Source organism: Actinoplanes sp. NPDC051537, from assembly GCF_055586105.1.
Genome location: NZ_JBVJIU010000027.1, coordinates 119038 through 136089, shown reverse-complemented (window position 1 = coordinate 136089; position 17052 = coordinate 119038). Strand labels below are relative to the sequence as shown.

The following is a 17052-nucleotide window of genomic DNA, read 5'->3' as shown; positions in this document are numbered from 1 at the left end:
GGATCAAACTCTCCAACAAAATCTGTGGAAAAAATGTCCCGACAACAAAAAGTTGCCAAAGGAATCCAAGCCGGATCAAACCGGCCAGGGAAAAAACATAATTGGCACTGGCTTTACAAGCACCCTGTTGAGTTCTCAAAGAACAACCACACCCGAAGCAAACCCGCCCTCGGGGCACTCGCTAAACTTTACCCTCGCCCTACCGGAGCGTCAAATCCGTGTAATTCCCCGGAAATGCGATCCGATAAAACCTCAGGCCCCGCAAAACAGTACACGGCAAACAGCCGGTGCAATTCCTCGGGGTTCCACCAGGACGGCCGCTGCGACGACCCCGAAAGGCCCCCGCGCTCGCCCGTCTCCCTGGCGGCTCGGGAAACACTACACGCGCCGCCCGCGACCGCCAAACCGACCCACTCCCCCATTCGGGTGTCCGTCGACACATGCTCGATCAAGAGCGCCGGCGACCGTCCGCCACCTCCCCCACCCTTTGGGTGGGTGCTCAGCCGCCCCACCATCTGCCGCCTACCCCCACCCCCCTTGGGTAGGTGTCCAGGCGGCCACCGTCCGCCGCCTCCCCCACCCTTTGGGTGGGCGTTCAGCCGCCCCACCGTCCGCCACCTCCCCCACCCATTGGGTGGGCTGCTGGCTTTTGGGCGGACGGCTGACTCTGGGCGGACGGCTGGCAACACCCACGGGCGCGCCACAAATTCGCGGGCGGGCAACAGCGTTGGCGACGAGCGAGACCAACGGGTGGGACATCCAAACTCGCGGCCAGCCTGGCCCAAACCGCTGAGCAACCGCCGAACAAGACCCAACCCGCACGCCGCCCGGCCACCAAACGCTCGCCATCTCCACCCGAGCCACCAGCAGCGAACCTGCCGACCAACACTGCGTTGCCCCAAAGCCAGCCCGTCACGGTCGGTGCCGCGGGCCGCCATAGCGGCCACGGCGACAGCGCGCCCCCCAGCCCATGCCGCCACCCTCAGACCGGGCGGCAACACCCAAACCGGCCGGACTACCGCGCACGGGCGACCTGACAGCACCACCGAACACGGGCGATGATTCGCTGAGCGTCTCCCCGTCCACGGATCGGAGCCCCACCATGCACGCAGATCTTGTCTTTCACGGCGGCCCGGTCTTCACCGGGGGTGAGCGGCACCGAACGGACGTTGCTGTCCGTGAGGGGCGGATCGTTGCGCTCGGCGATGCGGTTCGGGATCTCGTGGGGCCGGGGACCGACGTCGTCGACCTTGGCGGGCGGCTTCTGCTGCCGGGGTTTCAGGACGCGCACATCCACGCCGTCATGGGTGGGGTCGAGCTCGGCCTCTGCGACCTGACCGGCACCACCGACCTCGACGAGTACCTCCGGCGCGTGGGCGACTATGCCGAGGCGCACCCGGAGGCCGAGTGGATCGTCGGCGGCGGCTGGTCGATGGAGAGCTTCGCGGGCGGCATCCCGAACAAGGCTCTCCTGGACCGGGTCGTCAAGGACCGGCCGGTCTACCTGATGAACCGCGACCACCACGCCGCCTGGGTGAACAGCCGGGCGCTCGAGCTCGCCGGCATCACCGCGAGCACACCGGACCCGGCCAGCGGCCGCGTCGACCGGGACGCGGACGGCAACCCGGTCGGTGCGCTGCAGGAGGGCGCCATGGATCTGGTGAAAGTGCCGCTGACCACCGCGGAGCAGCGGCTGGACGGGCTGTTGCGGGCGCAGCGCCTCCTGCACGCGCTGGGCATCACGGCCTGGCAGGACGCGATGGTCTGCGCCACGAACGGCTATGACGACATCTCCGACGCCTATCTGCGGGCGGCCAACGACGGGACTCTCACGGCGACCGTGATCGGGGCGCTCTGGTGGGATCGGGAGCGGGGCGCGGAGCAGATTCCGGAACTGGTCGCGAAACGGCAGAGCATGACGGTGGGACGGCTGCGGTGCGACTCGGTGAAGCTGATGCTGGACGGGATCGCGGAGAACTTCACGGCGGCGATGACCGAGCCCTACCGCGACTCGTGCGGCTGCGTGACGGGAAACAGGGGGCTGTCGTTCATCGATCCGGAGCTGCTCCCGGCGTACGTCAGCGCATTGGATGCCCTGGGTTTTCAGCCCCATTTTCACGCGCTCGGGGATCGGGCGGTCCGGGACGCTCTCGACGCGGTCGAGGCGGCGCGCAAGGCGAACGGCGTGCGCGACACGCGACCGCATCTCGCGCACCTTCAGGTCGTGCATCCGGATGACGTTCCGCGCTTTCAGGCCCTCGGGGCGGTCGCGAACATGCAGCCCTACTGGGCGGCGCACGAGCCGCAGATGGACGAGCTGACGATTCCGTTCCTCGACCCGAGCCTGGCCGGCTGGCAGTACCCGTTCGGGGATCTGGAACGGGCGGGGGCGCGCCTGGCCGGCGGGAGCGACTGGCCGGTGAGCACGCCCGACCCGCTGCAGGGAATTCACGTGGCGGTCAACCGGGTCCATCACGGCGACGACGCCGCCGGCTTTCTGCCGGACCAGGTCCTCGGCTTGGGTACGGCGTTCCGCGCGTACACCGAGGGATCGGCCTTTGTGAATCATCTCGATGACACCGGCAGTATCGCCACCGGGTTCCGCGCCGACCTGGTCGTGCTCGACCGCGATCCGTTCGAGGCGCCGGCCATCGAGATCGGCGACGCGAAGGTGGCGATGACGTTCGTGGATGGCAAACGGGTCTACGAGTCGTAGCGGGTCCATTCGGCGCCGGTCGTGCGCTGATAGGCGGCGACGGCGTCCTCGATGGTCGGGAAGAAGTGCGCGGGGTCGATGGTGCGGGTCAGCTGATATCGGTCGATCTTCTCGTGGACCGGGCTCTTCATCTCGGCGAAGACCAGGTTGACCCCGGCCGCGTTCAGCTCCTCGTCCAGTTCCTCGAGGACGTCGGCCGCGGTGGTGTCGATGTCGGTGATCGGCTCGGCGGCCACCACGATCCAGCGCACGCCGGGCGAGGAACGGGCGAGCGCGCGGATCCGCTCCCGGAAGACCCGGGCGTTCGCGAAGATGAGGGGCGCGTCGAACCGGAACAGCACCAGCCCGGGCAGCAACGCGGCCTCGGGATAGACCCGCGTGTCGTGATAGCCGCTGACGCCGTCGGGCTTGCCGAGCACGGCCTGATAGGGCCACCAGACGCGACGGAACACATTCAGCACCGACAATGCGACGGCGATCGCGATGCCGGGCAGGACGCCGAGGAGCGCGACCCCGAGAAACGCCGCGATGCCGAGGCTGAACTCGACCCGGCGCCGGCGCCACAGGCTGCTCATGGCCGGGAAGTCGGCGAGCGAGACGGCCGCCGCGATGACCACCGCGGCGAGCGTCGGCGACGGCAGGTCGCGCAGCAGGCCGGGCACGAAGACCAGCAACAAGGTGATGGCGACCGCGCCGACCACGCCGGTGACCTGCGAGCGGGCGCCGGACTGCTGGGCGACGGCGGTGCGCGAGCCGCTGGTGCTGACCGGGAAGCCCTGGAAGAACGCGGCGGCGATGTTGGCGGCGCCGATGCCGACCATCTCCTGGTTGCCGCGCACCTCCTGGCCGGTGCGGCCGGCGAACACCGAGGCCGTGGAGATGGTGTCGGTGAGCGAGACGAGCGTGATGCCGAGCGCGCCGGCGGCGACGACGCCCAGGTCGGAGAGGTCGAACGAGGGCACGTCGAACGGCGGGAAGCCCTGGGGCAGTGCCCCGACGACGTCGACGCCCCGCTCGACGAGACCGAACAGCGGGACGGCCAGGGTGGAGAGCACGACGGCGACCAGGATGCCGGGGACGCGCGGCAGCCAGCGCCGGAGCGCCACGATCACGGCCAGCCCGAACACGCCGATGATCAATGAGGCCGGGACCGTCTTGCCGTCGGCGAGCCCCTCGACGAAGCCGCGCGTCTCGCTGATCAGGTCGTCGCCCTCGACCGAGAAGCCGAACAGCTTGGGCAGCTGACCGATGAGGATGGTCAGGGCGAGCCCGTTCATGTAGCCGACCTGCGTGGGGTGCGACAGCAGGTCGGCCAGGAACCCGAGCTTGGCGATGCCGGCCAGCACCAGCAGGACGCCGACGACCAGGCCCAGCATCGAGGCCAGCGCGACCGCCTCGGCGGGCGGCGCTCCCGCGCCCAGCGACCCGACCAGCACCACGGCGATCATCGGCCCGAGGGACGAATCCGGTCCGAGCACCAGGACCCGGGAAGGGCCGAACACCGCGTACGCGAGCAGGCAGAGAATTGACGTGTACAGGCCGGTGATCGCGGGAAGCCCGGCGAGCTGCGCGTAGGCCATGCCCTGCGGGACCAGCAGCGTGGTCAGCACGATCCCGGCTATGAGGTCCTTGGGGAGCCAGGCCGCCTGGTACGTGCGCACGGCGCCGATGCCGGGCACCCACTCGCGAAGGTCGATCGCCACAGGCCGAACTTAGCGTCCGCGGGCCGTGCGCGACCCACCCGTACGGGATGGAAAGCTGGGTGAATGGACCTTGAGGATGCGCTCGCCCGCCGGCTCGGTTCGGTCCCCGCCGCGGTGGGGATCTCGCAGGCCGGGTCCCGCACGATGGCCGGGGCCGGCTCGCCCTTCCGCATCGCGTCGCTGACCAAGGTCTTCACGTCGGCCGCGCTCGTGCTGACGATGCGCGACCACGGCATTCCGCTCGGCACGCCGGCGCTCGAGCTGCTGCCGGAGCTGGCGGAGGACTGGCGCGCCGATCGCGGCCTGACCGTCGAGCAGATCCTCGGCCAGGTCTCGGGCCTGCGCGAGTCGGTCGACGCGGCGACGGTGGCGGCGCTCGGCGAGGGCGACGACGCGCTGGGCGAGACGGCGCGCCTGGTGGTCCGCGCGGGCAGCGAACGCCCGGCCGGCGCCCGCTGGTCCTACTACAACGGCAACTATTTCCTGGCGGGTGCGATCCTGGCCGCGATCTCCCATTTCCCGTACGAGGTGAGCCTCCACGATCGCGTCCTGAGCCCGTGGCATCTCACCCGGACCGGCTTCGACCCGCCGAACGGCTACCCGCGGGGACGCCGTCCGAGTGGCGGGCTGTGGTCGTGCGTGCCGGACCTGCTGACCGCCGGCGAGCGGCTGATCTCCGACGGCGAGTTCCGCGCGCCGCGGACCGGGGCGGACGATCCGATGACGTACGGGCTGGGGTGGGCGCTCGGCCCCGCCGGCCAGATGTACCTGAACGGACGCGTGTCCGGGTACCGGTCGGCGATGCTGATGGTGCCGTCGCACGCGTACGTGAGTGTGGTCCTCACCGCCGATGAGAGCGCGCTGCCGTACGCCGCCCGTTTGCTCAGTGATCTGCAGCTGCCCCTGACCGGCCAGGACGTCGCCGACGCGATCGACCGGTTCGCGGCCTGATGGCCGCCCGCTTCCCTCCCAGCCAGTTCCGTCCCGGCCGCTTTCGTCCCGGTCGCCATACCGGCTGGGGCGTGCTGACCGTGGCCGGCTCGAGCGGCCGGGTGGACGACGATCGCGCCCGGCTGTTCGCCCGGCACGGCGCGCTGGCCGAGTCGATCCGCTGGTTCGGTGGCCCCGGCCAGAACCCGGGCCCGTGGGAGATCCCGCTCGAGCAGTTCCAGGACCGGGTGGCCGCCCTGCGCCGCACGTGCGATCGGGTGCTGCTGGCGGGCACATCGTTCGGCGCCGAGGCCGCCCTGCTGACCGGCGCTCACACCCCGGGCGTCGACGCGGTGGTGGCGTTCGCGCCGTCCGATGTGGTGTGGGCGGGCGTTCGCCCCGATGGCACGCAGACCTCCCATTGGACGCTGGGCGGCCGGCCGGTGCCGTTCGTGCCGTTCGTCCCATGGACCCCGGTCGATGACCCGCCGAGTTATCGCCGGTTGTACGAGTTGTCCCGGGCGGCCGACCCGGCGGCGGTGGCGGTCGCGGCGATCCCGGTCGAACGGATCCCGTCGGTGATCGTGGTGGCCGGCGGGGATGACCGGGTGTGGCCGAGCGTGGAGCACGCCGGGGCGATCGCCGCGCGGTGCGGGATGGCGTGCACGGTGGTGATGGACGGTGAGGCGGGGCATCGCACGGTGCTGCCGGGCGAGGCGGTGGTTGTCGCGGGGGCGCGGATGGCTCGCGGTGGGACGGAGGAGGCGGACCGGCGGCTGGGGGTGGCGGCTTGGGAGCGGATCCGGTTGTTGATGGGGGTGTCTGAGGTTTGATGGCTGGGGACAACCCGCGGAAAGTGTCGTACCTGCGTCGTAAAGTCCGCCCCACCCAGTCAACGGGTGGGGAACAGTTACGGCCGGCATTGAGTGGCGGGCTCGGGACGACCTCAGCGGCGGCCTGTGGACAACCCGGCGAAACTGTCACACCCGCGCCGTAGAGTCGGCCCACCCAGTCAACGGGGTGGGGACCAGACACGGCGGGCGTTCAGCATCGGGCTGCGGCCTGGCTGCGGGACATGCTCCTGCGGCGGGGCGGGGCGCCTTCAGCGCGGCGGGGCGGGGCGCCTTCAGCGCGGCGGGTTGTAGCGCGACCGCGGCGCCGTAGGACTCGGGCGCCCGGCGCGGCCGCGGACCGGCGGCCGCGTAACGCGACGCCACGAGTCGGGACGCCGGGCTGCGGGCACGAGCGGCGCGACCGGCTCACCCGGCGAGACCGCCTCACCGGACATGACCGGCTCACCCGAAACGACCGGCTCACCCAAAACGACCGGCTCACCCGACACGACCGGCTCACCCAAAACGGCCGACTCACCCGACAAGACGGGCTCACCCGCCGACACCGGCGTGGCCCGCCTGGCCGGCTCGACCGACGAAGCTCGACCGACCTGCCCGACCTGCCCGACCTGCCCGACCTGCCCGACCTGCCCGACCGACGAGGCCGACGAGGCCGACGAGGCCGACCCGACCGACCCGACCGGCCCCACCGAGGCGACCGGCCGCCGCGGACCAGGAACCGGCCCCGGCCTCACCGGCAAAGCGGGCTCCGACTGCCGCGACAACGGCGTGACCACGGCCAGCACCACGGCGAGGATCCCCACCGCCGCGAGGGCGTCCACCCAGTAGTGGTTTCCGGTCACCACCACGACCAGCAGGGTCACCACGGGGTGGGCCAGCCACAACCACCGCCAGCGGGACCGGGTGGCGTAGATCAGGGCGACCGCGACGGCCAGCGCCCACCCCACGTGCAACGACGGCATGGCCGCGTACTGGTTGCTCAGCGTGTCGCTCGTCGGTGAGCCGTAGACCGACGGGCCGAACAGGCGGCCCGTGTCGAGCAGGCCGGCGCTCGCCAGCATGCGCGGCGGGGCCAGCGGGAACAGGGCGTGGATCACCAGGGCCAACGCGGTCAGGGAGGCCAGCGTGCGGCGGAACCACAGGTAGATCTCGGGGCGGCGGATGTAGGTCCAGACCAGCGCGGCGGCGGTGGCGGGAAAATGGACGTACGCGTAGAAGCCGTTCGCGGCCCGGACCCACCAGGTGTGGTCGAGGATCGTCGCCTGCAGGGCCGCCTCGCTGGGGAGGCGCACGGCGCGCTCGAAGTCCCAGACGCTCTGGGCGTTGGTCAGGGCGGCGCCCACGTGGCCCTCGACCAGTATTCGGCCCAGTTTGTAGGCCAGGAACAGCACGGCCACGAACACGATCTCGCGGAGGGCGCGGCGCACCGCGAGTCGCGAAGCCGAAGCCGTGACCATGGTCATCTGGCGCCTCCCTGGGCCGGAGCGGACCGATGCCGGTCCGGCTTCCAAGGATGTTCCGGATCTTTCTCAGCGTGCAAAGTTCGAGCGTGAGAACTGAATCACCCTCTCAGCAGGCACACAGGAACTTCACTTGACGGCGATCGGGTTGATCGGCGACCCCACCGCCCCGGTGATCGGCAGCGGGGCGGCGGTCAGGAAGAAGTCGTAGCGGCCCTCGGCGGCGCAATCCACGGCGAGCGCGTCGGGATCCCACATCTCGCCCAGGAACAGCCCCATGTTGGGGATCGCCACCTGGTGCAGGGGCTGGAACGCGACGTCGAACTCGTTCGGCCGCACCTCGAAGCCCCAGGTGTCGGTGGCGACGGCGGCGATCTCGGTGTCGTGCAGCCAGTCGGCGGTGGTGAACGACAGGCCGGGCGCGGGGCCGCCGGCGTACTCCCCCCAGCCCTCCCGGCGGCATCGGGTGAGCTGGCCGGTGCGCACGACCACGATGTCGCCCCGCCCCACCCGGGACGACGGGCCCTGCCGCGCGATCGTCTCGTCCAGATGCGCGGCGGTGATCGCGAACCCGTCCGGCAGCTCGCCGCCGTCGCCGAACGCGCGTCCCACGTCGAGCAGCACGCCCCGGCCGACGATCACGTCGGCGACCGTCTCGATGCCGGTCACCGCGTCGCCGAGGCTGGTCACGACGGTCGCGGCGGGCCGGCCGTTCCAGGCGTTGCCGTGGTCGAAGATGTGGCCCAGCCCGTCCCACTGGGTCGAGCACTGCAGCGGCATCGCGATCACGTCGTCGGCGCCGCCCAGGCCGTGCGGGAAGCCCTGGATGCCGGCGGCCGCGTCGGTGCCGGTGTCGAGCATCGTGTGCACCGGGTTGGTGCGGCGGCGCCAGCCCTTCTGCGGGCCGTCCATGTCGAACGACTGCGCGAGCGAGAACGAGACCCCGCGCCGGATCAGCCGGGCGGCCTCCACCCGCTTGCCGGGGGTCAGGAAATTCATGGTTCCCCGTACGTCGTCAGCACCCCAGCGTCCCCAGTTGGTGTTCCGCTTGGCGGCCGCCGCGATCGCGCCCTCGGGGTCGGTCCGATCGAGCGTCATGCGGCGGTCCCGAACACGTCCGCGACCCAGTCGGCGATGAACACGCTCACGTGCGGCAGGTGGTCGAGCCCGATGTGCTCGGCGCCGCCCTCGGCCGGCGTGAAGACGCGCAGCTCGCGACGGGGACTGGCGGTGGCCTGCTCGTACGACCGGTGGGCGTACCGCAGCGGGATCTGCCGGTCGTTCTCGCCGTGCGCGACCAGGAACGGGACATCGATCCGCTCGACCACGCCGTCGAGGTGGACGTCGGCCGCGGTCTTGACGAACTCGTCGATCGACGACGAACCCCACACCCACATCACGTGGTCCCAGTAGTGCGGGACCGGGTTCTCGCCCTCCCGCTCGAGCCGCCGCAGCTGCACCTCGCCCCAGTTGTGGTTGGCGCCCCACGCCACGCACAGGGCCAGCCGCTTCTCGAAGGCCGCCGCCCGGGGCGCGTAGTAGCCGCCGAGCGACCACCCGACCAGGCCGATCCGGGCGGCGTCGACGTCGCCGCGGGCCAGCAGGTAGTCGACGCAGGCCGCGGCCCAGTCCTCGGTGGTGACCCGGGCGGTGAGGCCGCCGAAGCGCAGGGCCTCGCCGCTGCCGGGGCAGTCGACCATCAGCGTGGCGATGCCGCGCGCCGCCAGCTCCCGGGGGAAGCCGGAGACGTACATGTGCTCCTTGGTCGAATCGAGCCCGTTCCACATGACGACGCAGGGTGCGCCGGGGCCGGCCGGGGTGAAGTAGGCCGGCAGCGTGGTGCCCTCGAACGGGATCGCGACGCGGGTCGTGGCCGGGTCGATCAGGTCGAACGTCTTCTGCATGAGGTCGAGGCAGCGCTGGTAGATCGCGCGCCGGCCGGGGGCGTGCGCGCTCTGCATCCGCTCGGCCTGGGTCAGGTAGTTGGTGGCCCGGAAGTACTTCTGCCCGGCCGCCCGCCGGTGCCCCGCCGCCTCGTCGGCCACGGCCTGCGCCTCGAGATCGTCGACGACCGCGGTCCACGACGCCATCAGCGCCGGGGTGCCGACGTCGGAGCCCTGCGCGGCCAGATCCCGGATCGGCCGGCAGGCCCGGTCGACCTCGTCGATGAGGCCGCCGCTGTTGAGCGCGGCGACCACGCCGAGGTTCCAGACGTAATTGCCCGGGAAGTACTCGAACATCAGGCTTGCCTTTCGACGGACCGCCGGAATGAAGGAATCGGATCAGCGGCGGGTGCGGTGGTGATGCGGTTGGTGAGCGAGCCGATGCCTTCGACGGTCAGGGTCACCGTGTCGCCGTCCGTCAGCGGGGGCGGGTCTTGGCGGCCCCGGCGGCCCCACAGCTCGGCCAGGCAGCCGCCGTTGCCTACCGTGCCGGAGCCGAGGACGTCACCGGGCTCGACCCGGCTGTCGCGCGCCGCGTACGCCAGCAATGTCTCGAAGGTCCAACCCATGTGCGAGAGCAGATCCCGGCCCACCTCGACGCCGTTGACCGACGCGCTGCAGGAGAGAGCGAGGAATCCGTCGGCGTCGCGATAGGAAGCCAGCTCGTCGGCCGTGACGATCCACGGGCCGAGGCTTCCGGCGAAATCCTTGCCCTTGGCCGGACCCAGGTTCACCTGCATCTCGCGGCTCTGCAGGTCTCGTGCCGACCAGTCGTTGAAAATCGTGTAGCCGAAGATGGTTGCGCCGGGGCCCACCACGGCGGCCACCTCCAGCTCGAAGTCGCGGGCCACCGACGCGGCGGGGAACGGCACGTCGGCGCCGGGGCCGATCAGCGTGTGCGGGTTCGTGAAGTAGAACGTCGGGGCGTCGTACCAGGCGTCCGGCACCCCGCCCACGCCGTCGACCGCCCGCCGTACCCCCTCGACGTGCTCTTCGAAGGCGACGAAGTCGCGGACGGCGGGAGGCCGCAGGGGCGCGAGCAACTGCACTTCATCCAGGGGTACGCCGGGAAGCAGCTCCGGATCCGGGATGCCGGCCCGGACCACGTCCAGGACCGTGCGCGAACCGGCGAACGGGTGCACGAGCGCGTCCCGCACCACGCCGCCCCGCACGACGCCGCCGTGGTCGAAGGTCGCGAGCCGCATCAGACGGGCGGGGCGACGAACACGCCGCGGTCGGGGTCGTTGAACGACTGCTTGGCGACGAGCTCGTTCATCGGGTTCGCGGTCCCCCACTGGTCCGACACCATCGGGTCGGAGAAGTCGTACAGGTGCGGGTGCCAGGTGTCCTCGTCCAGCTGCTCGAGCTCGGTCGTGTACTCGATGGTGTTGCCGTGCGGGTCGAGGAAGTAGCTGAAGGTGTTCTTGCCGGCCATGTGCCGCCCGGGGCCCCACACCTTCTCGACGCCGGCCCGCAGCAGCCGGCCGGTGCCGCGCATGTACTCGTCGATGCCGCGCATCTCGAACGACGCGTGGTGCAGCGCCACGTGCGGGCCGCGGGCGATGGCGAGGCTGTGGTGGTAGCGGTTGGTGCGCAGGAACCACATCATCGAGCCCATCCGCGGGTGCATCAGCGTGTCGGAGAGGGCGAAGCCGAGGTGCCGCTCGTAGAACGCGACGGTCTCCTCCGGGTTCGGCGAGTTGATGACCACGTGCGACAGCTTCACCGGGACGGACTCGCCGGCCTCGACCTTGCGGTGGGCGCGGATCTCGACGTCGGCGGAGACCTCGACCGTACGGCCGTCGTTGTCGAAGAACCGGAAGCCGTACCCGCCGCCCGGGGTCTGCATCTTGCCCGGCTCGCCGACCAGCTGGACGCCCGCGGTTCCGAGCTGCGCCGCCAGGGCGTCCACATCGGCCGGTGAGGCCGCCCCGAACGCGATCAGATCCAGGCGCTTCTCGTCGGCTCTGCGCAGGCGCACCGAGTACTGCTCGGGCGAGCCGGCGGCGGCGAGATAGGCGATGCCCGAGTCGGTGACGGACGGGGTCAGCCCCCACATCGTCGTGTAGAACTCGAACTGCTTGTCGTAGTCCGGCACGGCCAGGTCGACGTGCCGCAGGTGGGTGATCAGTCGCTCGTTCATCAGGCTTCCTGCATCAAGAGGTGGGAGATCCGGCCCATCAGGCCGGGCACGTCGCCGCGCTCGTGGTCGAGCAGCCAGCGGCACAGCTGGAGCGACCCCTCGACGACGGTCTTGGCCCGCTCGTAGCGGCGGTCGGCGAACGAGGTCCACAGCTCGGCGGAGAGGTCGTCGTGGGCGAGCAGCAGCCCGGCCAGCACGGAGGCGTCCTCGAGGGCCTGCGCGGCGCCCTGGGCCAGGGTCGGCGGGCAGGCGTGGGCGGCGTCGCCGATCAGCACGACCCGGCCGCGGTGCCAGGGCGCGTCGAGCACGTGGCTCTCGAACCAGGTGTAGTTGACCCGGGCCGGGTCGGTCAGCACGGCGCGGATGTCGTCCCACGGCCCGTGGTAGGCCCGCGACAGCTCCCGCATGACGTCGAGGGACTCCTGCGGCGAGAGCGTGCTGCGATCGCGGGCGTCCTCCACGACGTACGCGTAAAGCGTGTCCTCGCCGGTGGGGCAGTAACCGGCGATGTAGCTGGGACCGCCGTAGAAGAGATCGGTGCGGGTGACGCTCGCCGGCCGGGGGGTGAACGCCCGCCAGATGCCCATGCCGACGCTGTGGGTCTCGAGGTTGACGCCGAGCATGCGCCGGGTCCAGGACCGGATGCCGTCGGCCCCGACGACCAGGTCGTAGCGGCCGCTCCCGCCGTCGGCGAAGGTCACCGTGACGCCGGTGTCGTCCTGGTCGAGCGCCGTGTACGTGGTCCCGAAGCGGATCTTGACACCGGCCGCGGCGGCCCGGTCCAGCATGATCTTCGCGAGGGCGGGCCGGTACATGCCGAGCGTGGCCGGCAGGTCGGGACCGCCGGTGCGGATGTCGTCGAGCTCGGCGATGAGGGTGCCGTTCGGGTCCGGGGCGCGCAGGCCGAGCGTGTCGAACGCGTACCCCTGCTCCTTGACCTGGTCCCAGACGCCCAGCTCGCGCAGGACGCGCAGCGCGTTGCCCTGCAGGGTGATCCCGGAGCCGAGCGCCGAGATGTCGGGCTTGATGTCGATGAGCTCGACGGAGACGCCACCCTCGGCGAGCAGGATCGCGGCGGCGGCGCCGGCAGCGCCCCCACCGACCACGAGTACGTTTCGCACGGCAGGCACGGCGGTTTCCCCTCTGTTGCCGGTGTGACTGCCACCACTGTCCGTTGCCGGGCAGCCATCAGGAAAGAGTCAACTGGTGATGCTCGGCATCAGCGGTGCTTATACTTCGGCGGTGCCGGTCGACCGGATGCTCGCGAACCTCGATCTGAACCTGCTGGTCACCCTCGATGCCCTGCTGCGCGAGCGGAACGTCACGCGCACCGCGGAGTCGCTCGGGGTGAGCCAGCCGGCGGTGAGTGCCGCCCTGGCCCGTCTGCGGCGGCACTTCGGCGACCCGCTGCTGGCCCGGGCCGGCAACCGGTACGAGCTGACCCCGCTCTCGGCCCAGCTGCTGGCGCTGACCGGCCCGGCGCTGACCGGGGTGCGCCGGGTCTTCGACGTGACGCCGGACTTCGACCCGTCGGCGGTCGAGCGCGAGTTCACGATCATCACGTCCGACTACGCGGCCACGGTCCTCGGCCCGCTCATCGCCCGGCGCCTGGCCGACGCGGCCCCCGGCATCCGGTTGCGCATGCAGTACACGACGCCGTACACCGTCGACCACGCGGCCGAGACGCTGCGGACCGCCGACGGGCTGCTGCTGCCGCACGGGTTCCTGACCGACATCCCGTTCCTCGACCTCTACGAGGACCGCTGGGTGTGCATCGTCTCCGAGGACCATCCCGACGTCGGCGCCGCCCTGACCCTCGAGCAGCTCGGCTCGCTGCCCTGGGTGGTGCTCTACAACCTGCGGACCGCGTTCGCGCCGGCCGCCCAGCAGCTGCGCATGCTCGGCATCGAGCCGCGGGTCGAGGTGGTCGCCGACGGTTTCCTGCCGATGCCGTTCCTGGTGGCCGGGACCCGGCGGGTGGCGCTTCTGCAGGAGCGCCTCGCCTCCCTTCTGGCGGCGCCGGCGGGCGTACGCATCCTGCCGTGCCCGTTTGATGCGGTGCCCCTGGCCGAGGCCTTCTGGTGGCACCCGATCTACCAGAACGACCCCGCCCACGTGTGGCTGCGCGGGGTGCTCGCCGCCGCCGGCCATCAGTTGCGTTTATGAGGCCCATAGGCGGAATCGGTCTTCCTTCTTACTGCCGCGAGCTTGATAGTCCGGTGTGATCCGCGTCTCCCCTTGGGAAGGGCTCATCGTGCTGGACATTTCGGTCGAATCCCCGCCACGCCAGGCCGGCCCCGCGCAGCTCGTCCTGCTGCTGGCCGGAAGCTGCCTGGCCGTGCTCGGCGCCGTGCTGATCGCGCCCGTCCTGCCGAAGATGGAGGACCACTTCGCCGGCGTCGCCGGGGCCGACGTGCTGGTGCCGATCGTGCTGACCATCCCCGCCCTGCTGGTCGGCCTGACCGCGCCGTTCGCCGGCCTGGTCATCGACGCGATCGACCGCAAGCGCCTGCTGCTGGTCGCCCTGGTCGTCTACGCCGCGGCCGGAACCGCCCCGCTCTACCTGAGCTCACTCGGCGCGATCATCGCGAGCCGGGCGGTCGTCGGCCTGTGCGAGGCCGCCATCATGACCTGCTGCACGACGCTGATCGCCGACTACTGGGACGGCTCGCGGCGCAGCCGGTATCTGGGCCTGCAAACCTTGGTCGCAACCGTTGCGGCGACGGTGTTTCTCGCGCTGGGCGGCGCCCTCGGCGCGGCCGGATGGCGTACGCCGTTCTGGCTGTACCTGGTCGCGCTGGTCCTCGTGATCCCGATGGCGCGCCTGCTCTGGCAGCCGGCGGCCGCCGCCCGCCCCTTCCGCGCCGCCGCCCGCCCCTTTCGCGCCGCCAAGCTCCCGCCGCTGCCGTGGCGCACGCTTCTCGTCCCCTGCCTGATCACCCTGGTCGGCGGCGTGGTGTTCTACGCGCTGGTCGTGCAGTTGTCGTTCGTGCTCGACGACCTCGGCGTGACCTCCAGCGCCGCGATCGGCGGCGTCAGCGCCGCCATGTCCCTGGCGACCGCCGCCGGCTCCGCCTCGTTCGCCAAGCTGTCGTCCCGGCGCCCGCGCACCCTGCTGCCGATCGCCTTCGGCCTGGCCGCCGCGGGCCTGGCGATAGTCTTCGCCGCCGGCAACGTAGCGACGGTCACGGCCGGCGCGATGGTCACCGGCCTCGGCACCGGCTTGCTGCTCCCCGTCATGCTGACCTGGGCCACGAACCGTCTGCACTTCGCCGAGCGGGGCCGCGGCACCGGCTTGTGGACGGGTTTCCTGTTCGTCGGAGAGTTCGCTTCGCCGTTGCTGGTGGCCGCCTTCAAGGCCGTAACGGGAGGCCTGCAGCCGGCGCTGGGCGTGCTGGCCGTCGTGTCTTCGGCGCTCGCTGTGGTGGCGCTGGTGGTGGTGCCGCGGAGTGCGCCGCCCCTGAACGTGACCGAGTAGGACGCCCCGCTCTCCCTCTCGCCCCACCTCCCGGCGCGTGCGGTACCGCTCCGCTTTGCGCGCGGCTCCGCCTTGGCCCTGCGCCGCCCTCATCCCTTGCCGCCTTGGCCTCGCACCGCCCTGGCTCCGCACCGCCCCGACCCCGCGCCGCGCCCTGCCCCAGCGCCGTCTTGACCCCGCGCCGTCCTGACCCAGCGCCGCGCCCCGTCCCAGCGCCGCCATGACCCCCGCCCCGACCCCGCACCGCGCCCTGCCCCAGCGCCGCGCCCCGTCCCAGCGCCGCCACGACCCCCGCCCCGACCCCGCACCGCGCCCTGCCCCCAGCGCCGCGCCCCGTCCCAGCGCCGCCATGACCGCCGCCCCTGACCCCGCGCCGCGTCCCAGCCCCGCTCCTCGTAAGCGCTGAAGAGTTTGTGTTCGTAGCGCGCACAAATTCTTCATTGCCTACTGCGGCGAACCGCCCGACGCGGGGTGAAGCACATTTCGCCGATCATTGCTCGTTTTCCACATCGGAGGGTCCGTACACAAGGCGGCGCCACCATCCGGGCGGACGCCCTCGATTTCCGCCACAATGGCCAGCGGGGGCACCCCCTGAGGAGGGCGGGCTCGGCGGCTGGGGAACGGATCGGCACGGCACCGCTCGGCGTGGCACGGCACGGCTCCGAGGAAGGCACGGCACGGCTCCGAGGAAGGCACGGCCCGACTCGGACTGGGCATTCCCAGCAGGGCTCCGACGATGGCGCGGCCCAGACAAAGGCACCACCTGGCACAGGCACGGCCCGCCCTCGGCAAGGTCACACGCCCCAGCCAACGCCCCCATCAACGAGCACCACGGTCAACAGCCTTCGCACCCCCTCAACCGAACCCACCCCGTCTGCGACAATCGCACCGTGCATGCGGCCACCCTCGAAGCCCTGCTGCAATCCCCCGAGCCCGCGATCCGCTGGAGAGTGCGCACCGGCGTCCTCGGCGAGACCACCCCACCCCCCACCGACTCGCCCCTCGCGACGCGCCTCCTTGCTCGGGCCGACCTCCGCCGTCCCTACGCGAAATGGGACGGCGCCCACTGGGTTCTCGCCACCCTCGCCGACATCGGTCACCCGCCCGGGGACGAAGCCCTCCACCCGCTGCGCGACCGGGTGCTCGACACCTGGCTGGCCGACGACTTCTACCTGCACTCCACGACGCCGTACGGCCGGCGCGGCGTTCCCCTCCTCGACGGGCGGCACCGGGCGCACGCCTCCCAGCAGGGCAACGCGCTCCGGGCGCTGACCCGGCTCGGCCTGGCCGACGAGCGGTGCGAGCGGCTGGCCGACCTGCTCGAGGACTGGCAATGGCCGGACGGTGGCTGGAACTGCGACCGCGACCCCACCGCCGGCACGTCCTCGTTCTGCGAGACGCTCACCCCGATGCGCGGGCTCCACGCGTACGGCCGGATCGAAGCGGCGGAGAAGGCCGCCGAAGTCTTTCTTACGCGGCGGCTCGCGTTCCGCCGGAGCGACGGCGAGCTGATCCGGTCCGACTTCCGAAAGCTGCACTACCCGCTCTACTGGCACTACGACATCCTCGGCGGCCTCACGGGCATGGCCGAGCTCGGCCGGATCGACGACCCCCGCTGCGCCGACGCGCTCGATCTGCTCGAGTCGATGCGGCTGCCGGACGGCGGGTGGGCGGCCTCGGGGCGCTACCACCGGGCGCCGGAGGACTGGGGTGGGACCAGCGTGCGCCGGGCCAACCCGTGGGTCACGGCGGACGCGCTGGTCGTGTTGCGGGCCTCGGGGCGGCTCGTTCTCTGAATCGAAACGCGGTTTGCCCGATATCATCG

General features: G+C 71.5%; 13 protein-coding genes. 6 read left to right on the top strand and 7 right to left on the bottom strand.

Annotation, left to right across the window (positions count from 1 at the left end):
• The first annotated feature begins 1102 nt into the window (after positions 1-1102).
• Positions 1103-2716, top strand: coding sequence for an amidohydrolase (locus ACZ6TB_RS44765; protein WP_465566653.1), 1614 nt, complete (start codon positions 1103-1105; stop codon positions 2714-2716).
• On the opposite strand, the gene ACZ6TB_RS44760 is transcribed toward ACZ6TB_RS44765, so the two are convergent.
• On the bottom strand, positions 2704-4419 hold the full coding sequence (locus ACZ6TB_RS44760) for a SulP family inorganic anion transporter (protein WP_465566652.1): 1716 nt from the start codon (positions 4417-4419) through the stop codon (positions 2704-2706). The two genes, ACZ6TB_RS44765 and ACZ6TB_RS44760, sit on opposite strands and share 13 nt — an antisense overlap.
• A gap of 63 nt (positions 4420-4482) precedes the next feature.
• Here ACZ6TB_RS44760 and ACZ6TB_RS44755 point away from each other — a divergent pair, with 63 nt between their 5' ends.
• Positions 4483-5370 carry a serine hydrolase domain-containing protein gene (locus ACZ6TB_RS44755; protein ID WP_465566651.1) on the top strand — a complete coding sequence of 296 codons (888 nt, stop codon included), beginning with the start codon at positions 4483-4485 and terminating at the stop codon, positions 5368-5370.
• Between the two features lie 71 nt (positions 5371-5441).
• On the top strand, positions 5442-6182 hold the full coding sequence (locus tag ACZ6TB_RS44750) for an acyl-CoA thioester hydrolase/BAAT C-terminal domain-containing protein (protein ID WP_465566650.1): 741 nt from the start codon (positions 5442-5444) through the stop codon (positions 6180-6182).
• Between the two features lie 293 nt (positions 6183-6475).
• On the opposite strand, the gene ACZ6TB_RS44745 is transcribed toward ACZ6TB_RS44750, so the two are convergent.
• From ACZ6TB_RS44745 to ACZ6TB_RS44720, 6 genes are all read right to left on the bottom strand, one after another.
• Positions 6476-7666 carry a phosphatase PAP2 family protein gene (locus tag ACZ6TB_RS44745; RefSeq protein WP_465566649.1) on the bottom strand — a complete coding sequence of 397 codons (1191 nt, stop codon included), beginning with the start codon at positions 7664-7666 and terminating at the stop codon, positions 6476-6478.
• Between the two features lie 126 nt (positions 7667-7792).
• Entirely contained in the window at positions 7793-8761 is a 969-nt protein-coding gene (locus tag ACZ6TB_RS44740; RefSeq protein ID WP_465566648.1) for a cyclase family protein, read from the bottom strand.
• Positions 8758-9903, bottom strand: coding sequence for an alpha/beta hydrolase family protein (locus ACZ6TB_RS44735; protein ID WP_465566646.1), 1146 nt, complete (start codon positions 9901-9903; stop codon positions 8758-8760). Before ACZ6TB_RS44735 ends, ACZ6TB_RS44740 begins: the two co-directional genes overlap by 4 nt.
• On the bottom strand, positions 9903-10811 hold the full coding sequence (locus tag ACZ6TB_RS44730; protein ID WP_465566645.1) for a fumarylacetoacetate hydrolase family protein: 909 nt from the start codon (positions 10809-10811) through the stop codon (positions 9903-9905). Before ACZ6TB_RS44730 ends, ACZ6TB_RS44735 begins: the two co-directional genes overlap by 1 nt.
• Entirely contained in the window at positions 10811-11749 is a 939-nt protein-coding gene (locus ACZ6TB_RS44725) for a VOC family protein (protein WP_465566643.1), read from the bottom strand. The genes ACZ6TB_RS44730 and ACZ6TB_RS44725 overlap by 1 nt, the downstream gene beginning before the upstream one ends.
• On the bottom strand, positions 11749-12870 hold the full coding sequence (locus ACZ6TB_RS44720) for an FAD-dependent monooxygenase (RefSeq protein ID WP_465566641.1): 1122 nt from the start codon (positions 12868-12870) through the stop codon (positions 11749-11751). Before ACZ6TB_RS44720 ends, ACZ6TB_RS44725 begins: the two co-directional genes overlap by 1 nt.
• An 88-nt stretch (positions 12871-12958) precedes the next feature.
• Between ACZ6TB_RS44720 and ACZ6TB_RS44715 the strand changes: the two genes are divergently transcribed.
• From ACZ6TB_RS44715 to ACZ6TB_RS44705, 3 genes are all read left to right on the top strand, one after another.
• Positions 12959-13915, top strand: a complete 957-nt coding sequence (locus ACZ6TB_RS44715; protein WP_465566656.1) for a LysR family transcriptional regulator — start codon at positions 12959-12961, stop codon at positions 13913-13915.
• An 88-nt stretch (positions 13916-14003) separates the two neighbouring features.
• Positions 14004-15227, top strand: a complete 1224-nt coding sequence (locus ACZ6TB_RS44710) for an MFS transporter (protein WP_465566639.1) — start codon at positions 14004-14006, stop codon at positions 15225-15227.
• 890 nt (positions 15228-16117) lie between these two features.
• On the top strand, positions 16118-17023 hold the full coding sequence (locus ACZ6TB_RS44705; RefSeq protein WP_465566637.1) for a hypothetical protein: 906 nt from the start codon (positions 16118-16120) through the stop codon (positions 17021-17023).
• Positions 17024-17052: the final 29 nt, after the last annotated feature.